The sequence below is a fragment of the Caldimonas mangrovi genome, assembly GCF_023721835.1.
Classification (GTDB): Bacteria; Pseudomonadota; Gammaproteobacteria; order Burkholderiales; family Burkholderiaceae_C; genus Caldimonas; species Caldimonas mangrovi.
On the sequence record NZ_JAMKFE010000002.1, the window covers coordinates 341265 to 352030 of the forward strand.

Consider the following 10766-nt stretch of genomic DNA (forward strand, 5'->3'; position numbering starts at 1 on the left):
GGGTCCCCCGATCAGGGGTCTGCGACACCGGTTTCGCTTCCTATACTGCTTCAAGCTCGGCGGCGGAGCGTGTAAGCGTCGCGTGGGTAGTACGACGAAGGATCTGCAGTGAAAGTGTTGTTGACGCGCTGGCATGCCCTGGGAGGGCTCGTGGCTCTGATGACCCTCGGAGGCTGCGCGACGCTCATGTTCCCGACGTCGGAGCCGGCCCCGGGCAAGGTGCATCCGGCGGCGCCTGTCGACGCGGCGCAGCCGGCCGGGGGGAGCGCGAAGCCGGTGTCCGCCGCGGCAGAGCGCTCACACACGTCGTCGCTGCGGCCCTTCGCCGACGTGATTCGCGGCGCAACCGAGTCGCCCGGCTTCTTCCCGCTGTGGCGCAAGGACGAAAGGCTGTGGATCGAGGTGCCCCGGGAGCGGCTGGAGCAGCCTTTCCTGCTGTCGGTCAACGTGCACAGCTCGGTCGGCGAGCGCGGCCTGTATGCCAGCCAGATGGAAGACAGCTGGGTGGCCAGCTTCCGCCGCGTCGGCAACCAGATGCAGCTGGTCGCCCGCAACCTGGGCTACCGTGCCGACGGCAATGCGCCTCTGCAGCAGGCACTGGCGCAGGCCTTCTCCGACAGCCTGCTGGGATCGACCCCGGTGGCCAGCGCCGAGCATCCCGAGCGCGATTCGGTGCTGATCGACGCCAGCTTCCTGCTCGGTGACATCTCAGGCTATTCGACACGCATCGAAGCGGCGTTCCGGCTGCCGTACAACTTCGACCGCAACAATTCCTTCTTCGAGCAGTCCTGGGCCAGCGCCGAGATGAGCACGCTCAACGTGCGCATGCATTTCGCGACGCCACGCATCCCGGCCTCCGCGCTGAACGGCGCCGGCTCCGCCAGCCCGCCGACCACCACTCCCGACCCGCGCAGCTTCTTCGTCGGCTTCGTCTACAACTTCACCAAGCTGCCGGACGAGCCGATGCAGCCGCGCCGCGCCGACCCGCGCCTGGGCCACTTCACCGACGCGCACACCGACCTGTCGACCGACCTGAAGAGCAACCCCCGGGTGCACTACATCAACCGTTGGCGCCTCGAGAAGAAGGACCCGCAGGCGACGCTATCCGAGCCGAAGGAACCCATCGTGTTTTGGCTCGACAAGAACATTCCGGTGCGCTATCGCCCCGCCGTGGAGGCCGGCGTGCTCGAATGGAACAAGGCCTTCGAGCGTATCGGCTTCAAGGGCGCGGTAGTGGTGCGCCAGCAACCGGACGATGCAAACTGGGACACGCTGGATGCGCGCCATGCCTCGGTGCGCTGGTACGTCGGCGCGGACGCCGGCTTCGCGCGCGGCCCGCACCAATCCGACCCGCGCACCGGCGAGATCCTCGATGCCGACATCTCGATGGCCGACGTCTTTACGCGCAGTTCGCGCCGCTTTTTCATCGAGGAAACCGGCAGGAGTTCGCAGGAGCGGCTGGCGCAGCTGACCGCCGGCTGGCGCACCAGCCAGCGAGACGAGCTGTGCCACTACGCCATGGAGGCAGCCGGCGAGATGGACTTCGTGCTCGACACGCTCGAGGAGCGCGACGAGTTCAATGCCGGCAGCCCCGAGGCGGAGGCTTTCGTGCAGTCGGTGGTCAAGGACACCGTGATGCACGAGGTCGGGCACACACTCGGCCTGAAGCACAACTTCAAGGGCTCTACCGTCGTCAAGCGTTCGCAGCTGGCCGACAGCGGCTACACCGAAGCGCACGGCATCTCCGGCTCGGTGATGGACTACAACGCGTTCAACCTCGCGTTGAAAGGCGAACGCCAGGGTGCCTACAACAACACGACGCTGGGTCCCTACGACTACTGGGCCATCGAATACGCCTACAAGCCGATCGATCGCCAGAAAGAAGCGGCCGAGCTGGCGCGCATCGCTGCGCGCAGCGTGGAGCCCGAGCTGGCCTATGCCGACGACTACGACGCCGGCGGTTTCGGCGGGTTCGAAGGCATCGACCCGCTGGCGAACCGCTTCGACCTCGGCGACGATCCGCTGGCCTATGCCGACAAGCGCATGAAGCTGTCGCAGGAACTGTGGCAGCGTGTGCAGGTGCGCGAACCGCAGTACGGCGAAGACCCCGTGCGCCAGCGCCGCCTGTTGCTGAGCGGCTTCCGGCAGATGAGCCGTACCGCCGAACTCGCCAGCAAGTACGTCGGCGGCATGGTGCAGGTGCGCGACCTGCCCGGCACCAGCAGCCGGCGCACCTACACCCCGGTCGACCCGGCCAAGCAGCGCGAGGCGCTGCAATTGCTGGCCGAAGGCCTGTTCAGCACCGACAGCTTCCGCTTCCGTCCCGAGTTCCTCAGCAGCCTGCCGCCCGACTATCTGGATCGCAGCGCGGTGGGGCCGGTCAGCGTGCCCGATGCCGTGTTGGACGCGCAGACCTCGGCGCTCGACCGCCTGCTGAGCGGCGGTGTCGCGACGCGGCTGCTCGACCTGCCGAACTACCTGGGCGCCAAGGCGGCGCGAGCCATCTCGTTGCAGGAGGTCTACCGGACCCTGCAGGATGCGGTCTGGAGCGAGGTGAAGGCGGGCGCCGAGATCGACCGGTTGCGCCGCAACCTGCAGCGTGAGCACCTGAAGCGCATGACCGTGATGCTGACGCGCGGCTCCAGCAGCCTGCCGCCCGATGCGCTGAGCCTGATGCGCTACAACGCCACGCAGTTGCAGGCTCAACTGCAGAGGGCCGCAGCCAACCGCCGTGTCTCGATCGAGACGCAGGCGCACCTGCAGGACAGCCTGGCGCTGCTGAACGAGGCGCTGAAGGCCTCGATGAGTCGCAGTTGAGTCTGCGCCGGAGTGCGGCCGCTCAGGCGGCTTGCCCGGCCAGCGCGTGCAGCAGCTTGGCGTGGATGCCGCCGAAGCTGCCGTTGCTCATGCACAGGACATGGTCGCCCGGCCGGGCAACTGCAACGATGCGCTGCACCACCACATCGACGCTGTCCGCGACCGTGGCGCGCTGACCCATCGGTGCCAGCGCCTCGGCGGCATCCCAGTCGAGCCCGCCGCTGTGGCAGAAGGCGAGGTCGGCCTGTTCCAGCGACCAAGGCAGCTGCGACTTCATCGTCCCCAGCTTCATCGTGTTGGAGCGCGGCTCGAAGGCCGCCAGGATGCGCTGGGCGCCCACCTTGCGACGCAGCCCGTCGACGGTGGTGCGTATGGCCGTCGGGTGATGCGCGAAATCGTCGTAGACCTTCACGCCGTTCGCTTCGCCGCGCAGCTCCAGGCGGCGCTTGACGTTGCGGAACGCGGCCAGCGCGCGGGCGGCGTCGGCTGGCGCGACGCCGACATGCTCGGCTGCCGCGATCGCGGCCAGCGCGTTGAGCTGGTTGTGTTCGCCTAGCAGCTCCCACTCGACGCGGGCGACCTTCTGGCCGGCCTTCAGCACGTCGAAGGCATGCGGTTCGCCGGCCGCGCTCCAGCCGTCGGCACCGCCGAAGGCCACGGTGTCGCTCCAGCAGCCGCGCTGCAGGACCCGCTGCAGCGCCGGCTCTCGCGCATTGACGACCAGCCGGCCCGAATGTGGCACCGTGCGTACGAGGTGGTGAAACTGCTTCTCGATCGCAGCCAGGTCCTCGAAGATGTCGGCGTGGTCGAACTCGAGGTTGTTCAGCACCGCGGTGCGAGGCCGGTAGTGCACGAACTTGCTGCGCTTGTCGAAGAAGGCGGTGTCGTATTCGTCCGCTTCGATCACGAACGGAGCGGACCGTGCCACCACCGGGCCGCCCCCAGACGGGACAGTCCCCTCGGGGGGCGGTGCGGCCCGCGCAGCGGCTGCGGCCCCCAGGCGCGCGGAGACACCGAAGTTCTCCGGCACGCCGCCGACCAGGAAGCCCGGCTGCAGCCCGGCATGCTCCAGCACCCAAGCCAGCATCGATGTCGTCGTGGTCTTGCCGTGCGTGCCGGCGACCGCCAGCACGTGGCGGCCCTGCAGCACGTGCTCGGCCAGCCATTGCGGGCCGCTGATGTAGGGCAGGCCGGCGTCGAGGATGGCCTCCATGAGCGGGTTGCCGCGCGAGACGACGTTGCCGACCACCCAGACGTCGGGCTGCAGGTCGAGTTGGTCAGGCCCGTAGCCCTCGATCAGGTCGATGCCGAGCGCGCGCAACTGGTCGCTCATCGGCGGGTAGACGCCGGCGTCGCAGCCGGTCACGCGGTGGCCGGCCTCGCGCGCGAGTGCGGCGATGCCGCCCATGAAGGTGCCGCAGATGCCGAGGATGTGGAGGTGCATCGGGAGATTCCGAAGAGGGGTCCGGCCGCACGTGGCGGCCGGCAAAGCTTTAGCGCAGCGCCTCGTGGGCCGCGTTGACGGTGGCTTCGACGTCGGCTGCGGTGTGCGCCGCGCTGACGAAGCCTGCTTCGTAGAGCGCAGGCGCAAGATAGACCCCGCGCTCGAGCATGCCGTGGAAGAAGCGGTTGAAGCTTGCCTGGTCGGTCGCCATCACCTGCTGGTAGTGCTGCGGCAACGGGTCGAGGAAGAAGAAGCCGAACATGCCGCCTTCGCTGTCGACCGAGAAGGCCAGGCCGGCCTGCTGCGCGGCCTGAGCGAGGCCGGCCGTCAGCGAGCGTGTACGTTTGGCCAGCGCCTCGAAGAAGCCGGGCCGCTGAATTTCCTTCAGCGTCGCCAGCCCGCAGGCGGTCGCGACCGGGTTGCCCGACAGCGTCCCAGCCTGGTACACCGGGCCGGTGGGCGCCAGTTGCTGCATCACGTCGCGCGGGCCGCCGAAGGCCGCCAGCGGCATGCCGCCGCCGATGACCTTGCCGAACACGCTGAGGTCGGGCCGGAAGCCGGGAATCAGCTTCGCATACAGGCCTTGTGCGCCGTGCAGGCCGACGCGAAAACCGGTCATGACCTCGTCGAACACCAGCAGCGCACCGTGCCGCGAGCACAGCTCGCGCAGCCGCGTCATGAACGGGACGCTGGCACGCACGAAGTTCATGTTGCCGGCGATCGGCTCGATCATCACGCATGCGAGGTCGGGGCCGTGCAGCGCGAACGCCTCCTCGAGCAGGGCGATGTTGTTGTACTCGAGCACCAGCGTGTGCTGCACCACTTCGGGCGGCACACCGGCGCTGGTCGGGTTGCCGAACGTGGCAAGCCCCGACCCGGCCTTGACCAGCAGCGCATCGGCATGGCCGTGGTAGCAGCCCTCGAACTTGATCAGCTTGGCGCGGCCGGTGGCACCGCGGGCCAACCGGATCGCGCTCATCGCTGCTTCCGTGCCCGAGCTGACCAGCCGCACCTGCTCCATTGAGGGCACCAGCTTGAGGATCTCCTCGGCCAGTTCGACCTCGCGCTCGGTAGGGGCGCCGAACGAGAAGCCGTCGGCGGCGGCCTTGCGCACCGCCTCGAGCACCGTCGGGTGGCCATGGCCGAGGATCATCGGTCCCCAGGAGCCGATGTAGTCGATGTAGCGCCGGCCCTCGGCGTCGAACAGGTACGCGCCTTCGGCTCGGTGGATGAAGCGCGGCGTGCCGCCCACCGCGCGGAAGGCGCGCACGGGAGAGTTCACGCCGCCCGGGATCACGCGCTGCGCGCGCTCGAACAGGGCTGCGTTAGTGGACATGTCGGGGGTCTTGCGGAGACTCGATGTCGGTGCCGGCCTGGGCCTCGTCCTCCTCGGCGGGCGGCTGAGCCCAGAAGAAGCGGTCCGGCACGACCGACCCCATGCCGGGACGGAAGCCCGCGTCGAGCGATTGGTCGAGGAAGGCCAGCGCCTCGGACGCCGCGATGTGCAGCTCGGCGCCGTTCGCCAGCATGGCTGCCAGCGCGGCCGAGAGCGTCTCGCCCGCACCGATGAAGGAGGTGTCGAAACGCTCGAACTTCTCGCCGGTGATGGCGCCCTCGGGGGTGGCGAGCACGTTGTCGATGAAGTGGTCGGGCAGCTGCACGCCGGTCACCAGCACGAAGCGGGTGCCGTGCTCGGCCGCTGCATTGGCCAGCTCGCGCGGTGACGCCGGTCGGTCGGCGTCCCATTCGGGCAGCAGGAAGTCGGTCAGCGTCTTGTGGTTGCCGACCAGCACTTCGGTTTGCGGCAGGACCAGCTCGCGGAAGGCCTCGTGATAGGCCTCGAGGTCCGCTTCCTCCATCCAGGCGAGGTTGGGGACATGCGAGACCAGGGGCACGTCCGGGTAGTCGCTGAGGATCTCGGCGACCGCGCTGACCCCTTCGGCGCTGCCCAGGAAGCCCACTTTCCAGGCCGAGATCGCGGCGTCCTCGAGGATGCTGCGGGCTTGCTCGACGATCACGTCCTCGTCGATGCCGTGGTGGTCGAACACCTCAGCGGTGTCGCGCATCAGCACCGCGGTGACCACCGGCAGCGGGTGGGCTCCCATCGCCGACAGGGTCGCGACGTCGCCGCCCAGGCCGCCGGCGCCGCTCGGGTCGTTCGCGTTGAAGGTCATGACGCAAGGCGGACCGGTCAGGTCTTGCGAGGGCTCTTGCGGGGTGTCTTGAAGGTCGGGTTCTGTGGTCATGGAAAGCCGATTCGGCTACTCGATGCGGTTACAAAGTTCACGTGAACAATCACGTGTAAGTTCGCACAAACCCTCGCGGTTTCGTGTATTGGTAAGGCTACAATGACTCGCATCATTGTAGTGAAACTGATACAAAGTGAGCGAGTCTCGAACCTGGATGTGCCTGATTTGCGGATGGATCTACGACGAGGCCGCCGGCGACCCTGAACACGGCATCGCACCGGGCACTGCCTGGGCCGATATTCCGATGAACTGGACCTGTCCCGAATGCGGCGCCCGCAAGGAGGACTTCGAGATGGTGCAGATTTAGCCTACGCAATCCAACCACGCAAGTCGTTGAGGAGAGGGGTCAGTGAGCGACAACGCGACGACGGCAGACGCCGCTACCAGAGTACTGGTGATCGACGACAGCAACACGATACGCCGAAGTGCAGAGATTTTCCTGAAGCAGGGGGGATACCAGGTGGTATTGGCCGAGGACGGCTTCGACGCCCTGGCCAAGGTGAACGACCATGAGCCGCACCTCATTTTCTGCGACATCCTGATGCCCCGGCTCGATGGTTACCAGACCTGCGCCATCATCAAGCGCAACCCGAAGTTCGCGCAGGTGCCGGTGATCATGCTGTCGTCGAAGGACGGCCTGTTCGACAAGGCACGCGGCCGCATGGTCGGCTCGCAAGACTACCTGACCAAGCCGTTCACCAAGGATCAATTGCTCCAAGCTGTGGAGCAATACAGCAGTCGGGTGGCCTGAGACAAGAAAACAACGCGGCGCCGCAGCACAATGGCGAGTTGCCAAACGTATCGTTGGAAGACGCCGCGCAGTCGCGGTGACGAGTGAGGAACTGAGCCATGCCAGTCAAGAAAATCCTGTTGGTGGACGACTCCAAGACGGAGTTGCACTTCCTGTCCGAGTTGCTGACCAAAAAGGGCTACACGGTGCGCACCGCCGAGAACGGCGAGGAAGCCATGCGCCGTCTGGCCGAGGACAAGCCGGACCTGATCCTGATGGATGTCGTGATGCCGGGCCAGAACGGCTTCCAGCTCACGCGTGCGATCACTCGCGACCCCAACTTCGCGGACGTGCCGGTGATCATGTGTACCAGCAAGAATCAGGAAACCGACAAGGTATGGGGCATGCGCCAGGGCGCGCGCGACTATGTCGTCAAGCCTGTCGATGCCGACGAACTGATCGCCAAGATCCGCGCGTTCGACTGACAGCGACCAGGGGCGCATCGTAGACGCCCCGCGCGCGAGATCCCACAGGCACACAGGCGAGACGAATGGCGAAGAAAGAAGCGCTGCGTGAGTTGCAAAGCCGGCTGGCCGAACGTTTGCAGGCGGCCCGTACCGAGGCTCGCACGGCAAACTGGCTGGCTGTGGAGTCGGCCGGGCAGGGCTTTCTGCTGCCCCTGTCGGATGCCGGCGAAATTTTTCCCTTCGGGGCTTTCGTGGCGGTCCCTCACACCACGCCGTGGTTCCTGGGGGTGGCGAATCTGCGAGGCGGCCTGCACGGGTTGGTGGACCTGGCGGGCTTCCTGGGTTTCAGGAACACAGCAGCGGCGGTAACGCCTTCGGACAGCCTGCGGGACCAGGCTCGCCTGGTTGCCTTCAATCCGATGCTGGAAATCAACTGCGCACTGCTGGTCGAGCGACTCGCCGGCCTGCGCGGCAAGGAACAACTGCAACCGGAAGCCGATGACGGCCAGGCCAAGCCGGCCTTCGTCGGTGGGCGCTACCGTGACGGCCAGGGCCGCCGGTGGCAGGAATTGAGCCTGAGCGCGCTGGCTGGCGACGAGGCCTTTTTGAGGATCGTGGGCTGAACGCCCAAAGTTCGAGCGAGAGCTAGAGGGAAATATGGGTTTCATCAACAAGTTCAAAGGTTTAGGCAAGAAGTCGTCGGCAGACGACGCGCCGGACACGCCGTTCGATGAGGCTTCCCCGGCGCTCGGCGATCTGCCGCTGCCAGGTCCCGGCGGGGCGATCGCGATGGATCGTTCTCCGGCCTCCACGGTGACGACCGATTCCTCGATGATTTCCGAGGTCGCGCCCTCGGAGCTGCCCGGCGAATTCGCCGAGACCCGCATGTCCAGCGGCGAGGCTGAAGACGGCGTCGCGGTGCCGCTGATCGGTCACCTGCCGGCCAGTTCGCAACAGCGCATCCTCTGGACCGTGACCGGCGCGGGCCTGCTGGGTCTGGTGATCGTCGTGTTCCTCGCCCAGACCGCTGCCAACCGCGTGGCCGCCCAGGTGGGGGCGTCCGGTCAGGCGCTGATGCAGTCGCAGCGTCTTGCGAAGTCGGTGTCGCAGGCGCTGATCGGCAGTCCGCAGGCCTTCCCCGAAGTGAAGGAAAGCGCTTCGGTGCTGGCACGCGACACGCGTGGCCTGAACAAGGGCGATTCGAACACCGGGCTGGCGCCTGCCTCGCAGGACGTGCAGGCGGCGCTCGAACCGCTGATGCCGCTGGTCGACCGCGCCGAGAAGAACGCCAACACGGTGTTGTCGCAGCAGCAGATCCTGACGCAGGTTGGTCAGGCGCTGCGCGCGATCAACCGCCAATCCTCGGACCTGCTCGAAATTGCCGAGACGGTCGCATCGCTGAAGCTGCAGCAGAACGCCTCACCGGCTGAAATCTCCGCCGCGGGGCAGTTGGTGATGTTGACGCAGCGTATCGGCAAGTCGGCCAACGAATTCCTGACGATGGAAGGCGTGAGCCCGGAAGCGGTGTTCCTGCTTGGCAAGGACTTGAACTCCTTCCGCGAGATCGCCCAGGGCCTGGCCGAAGGCAGCCCCGAGCTGCGTCTGCCCGGCACGAAGGACGAGCAGACCAAGGAGCGCTTGCAAGCGCTGCTGGAGCTCTACGAGCAGACCCGCACGCAGGCGGGCGCCATTCTGGGCAACCTGCAGGGCCTGGTGTCCGCCCGTGAAGCGCAGGCGGCGATCATTGCCGACAGCGAACCGCTGCGCAAAGGTCTGGAGTCGGTGCAGGAGCGCCTGTCCGGCGAGGCCGGTTTCGGTACCGCGAACCTGATCTTCGTCGCGATCTCTCTGCTGCTCGCATTGCTGGGTATTTCCGGTTTGGCCTATGCCTACCTGCAAGACCAGCGCCAGCGCGCCGTGATCGCCGAGCAGCAGCGACTCGAAGCCGAGCGCCAGGAGCAGGAAGCCAAGCGCGTCAACGACGCCAACCAGGCGGCCATTTTGCGACTGATGAACGAACTGCAGACGGTGGCCGAAGGCGACCTGACACAGCAGGCGACGGTGACCGAGGACATCACCGGCGCCATCGCCGACTCGGTGAACTACACCGTGGAAGAGCTGCGCACACTGGTCTCGCAGGTGCAGGGCACGGTGTCGCGCGTGACGGAAACGACGCAGCAGGTCGAAGCCACGTCGACCGAACTGCTGGCCGCTTCGACGGAGCAGCTGCGCGAGATCCGCGACACCGGTGAGTCGGTGCTGCAGATGGCCGGTCGAATCAACGAGGTGTCCGCACAGGCCCAGCAATCGGCCCAGGTGGCGCGCCAGTCTCTGGACGCGACCGCGTCGGGTCGCGCGGCGGTGCAGAACGCGATCGGCGGTATGAACGCTATTCGCGACCAGATCCAGGAAACCTCCAAGCGGATCAAGCGGCTGGGCGAGTCGTCGCAGGAGATCGGTGAAATCACCGAACTGATCTCCGACATTACCGAGCAGACGAACGTGCTGGCACTGAACGCAGCCATCCAGGCCGCGTCGGCCGGCGAAGCAGGCCGCGGCTTCTCGGTGGTGGCGGAAGAAGTGCAGCGACTGGCTGAACGCTCGGCAGACGCCACACGCCAGATTGCGGCCCTGGTGAAGACCATTCAGACCGACACGCAGGACGCGGTGGCCGCCATGGAGCGTTCGACGCAAGGCGTGGTCGAAGGGGCGAAGCTGTCTGACGCGGCCGGTACCGCGCTCGGCGAGATCGACCGCGTGTCGCGCCAGCTCGCAGAACTGATCGGACAGATCTCGAACCAGGCGCTGCGCGAGGCCGAATCGGCCAACGTGGTGGCCGGCAACATCCAGCACATCTTCGCGGTGACCGAGCAGACGGGTGAAGGTACTCGCTCGACGGCGCAGCTGGTGCGCGAGTTGTCGAAGTCCGCCGAAGAGCTGAAGCAGTCGGTGTCACGATTCAAGATCGGCTGATCGCCGCAAGAAGTAGGGGCGGCCTGGCCGCCCTTACTTCCAATGGGACCTGGTTTTTCTGAAGACATATTCCCCACGGGGCACTG

Annotated in this window: 9 protein-coding genes; 6 read left to right on the forward strand and 3 right to left on the reverse strand. The window is 66.7% G+C overall.

Annotation, left to right across the window (positions count from 1 at the left end):
* The first annotated feature begins 108 nt into the window (after positions 1-108).
* A complete protein-coding gene (locus tag M8A51_RS04190) occupies positions 109-2817 on the forward strand; it encodes a zinc-dependent metalloprotease (protein WP_251776867.1) in 2709 nt (902 codons plus the stop codon).
* 22 nt (positions 2818-2839) lie between these two features.
* Here the strand turns inward: M8A51_RS04190 and mpl are convergent, their stop codons facing one another.
* The 3 genes from mpl to thiD are packed head-to-tail and all read right to left on the reverse strand — an operon-like array spanning position 2840 to position 6507.
* Complete coding sequence (mpl, locus tag M8A51_RS04195; RefSeq protein WP_251776868.1) at positions 2840-4261, reverse strand: UDP-N-acetylmuramate:L-alanyl-gamma-D-glutamyl-meso-diaminopimelate ligase; 1422 nt, start codon at positions 4259-4261, stop codon at positions 2840-2842.
* A gap of 49 nt (positions 4262-4310) precedes the next feature.
* Positions 4311-5597, reverse strand: coding sequence for a glutamate-1-semialdehyde 2,1-aminomutase (hemL, locus tag M8A51_RS04200; protein ID WP_251776869.1), 1287 nt, complete (start codon positions 5595-5597; stop codon positions 4311-4313).
* A complete protein-coding gene (thiD, locus tag M8A51_RS04205) occupies positions 5587-6507 on the reverse strand; it encodes a bifunctional hydroxymethylpyrimidine kinase/phosphomethylpyrimidine kinase (protein ID WP_251776870.1) in 921 nt (306 codons plus the stop codon). Before thiD ends, hemL begins: the two co-directional genes overlap by 11 nt.
* Before the next feature lie 157 nt (positions 6508-6664).
* Between thiD and M8A51_RS04210 the strand changes: the two genes are divergently transcribed.
* From M8A51_RS04210 to M8A51_RS04230, 5 genes are all read left to right on the forward strand, one after another.
* Positions 6665-6817 (forward strand): rubredoxin, encoded by a 153-nt coding sequence (locus M8A51_RS04210; RefSeq protein ID WP_251777041.1) that lies wholly within the window; start codon positions 6665-6667, stop codon positions 6815-6817.
* A gap of 42 nt (positions 6818-6859) precedes the next feature.
* Positions 6860-7261 (forward strand): response regulator, encoded by a 402-nt coding sequence (locus M8A51_RS04215; protein WP_251776871.1) that lies wholly within the window; start codon positions 6860-6862, stop codon positions 7259-7261.
* Positions 7262-7359: 98 nt separating this feature from the next.
* Complete coding sequence (locus M8A51_RS04220; RefSeq protein WP_251776872.1) at positions 7360-7725, forward strand: response regulator transcription factor; 366 nt, start codon at positions 7360-7362, stop codon at positions 7723-7725.
* Positions 7726-7790: 65 nt separating this feature from the next.
* Complete coding sequence (locus M8A51_RS04225; protein ID WP_251776873.1) at positions 7791-8330, forward strand: chemotaxis protein CheW; 540 nt, start codon at positions 7791-7793, stop codon at positions 8328-8330.
* Positions 8331-8364: 34 nt separating this feature from the next.
* Positions 8365-10680 carry a methyl-accepting chemotaxis protein gene (locus tag M8A51_RS04230; protein WP_251776874.1) on the forward strand — a complete coding sequence of 772 codons (2316 nt, stop codon included), beginning with the start codon at positions 8365-8367 and terminating at the stop codon, positions 10678-10680.
* The last annotated feature ends 86 nt before the right edge of the window (positions 10681-10766 follow it).

What these genes read in the sequence shown, in the direction of transcription:
- mpl (WP_251776868.1), bottom strand. Translation starts at nt 4,261, where the DNA reads ATGCACCTCCACATCCTCGGCATCTGCGGCACCTTCATGGGCGGCATC.
- hemL (WP_251776869.1), bottom strand. Translation starts at nt 5,597, where the DNA reads ATGTCCACTAACGCAGCCCTGTTCGAGCGCGCGCAGCGCGTGATCCCG.
- thiD (WP_251776870.1), bottom strand. Translation starts at nt 6,507, where the DNA reads ATGACCACAGAACCCGACCTTCAAGACACCCCGCAAGAGCCCTCGCAA.
- M8A51_RS04210 (WP_251777041.1), top strand. Translation starts at nt 6,665, where the DNA reads ATGTGCCTGATTTGCGGATGGATCTACGACGAGGCCGCCGGCGACCCT.
- M8A51_RS04220 (WP_251776872.1), top strand. Translation starts at nt 7,360, where the DNA reads ATGCCAGTCAAGAAAATCCTGTTGGTGGACGACTCCAAGACGGAGTTG.
- M8A51_RS04225 (WP_251776873.1), top strand. Translation starts at nt 7,791, where the DNA reads ATGGCGAAGAAAGAAGCGCTGCGTGAGTTGCAAAGCCGGCTGGCCGAA.
- M8A51_RS04230 (WP_251776874.1), top strand. Translation starts at nt 8,365, where the DNA reads ATGGGTTTCATCAACAAGTTCAAAGGTTTAGGCAAGAAGTCGTCGGCA.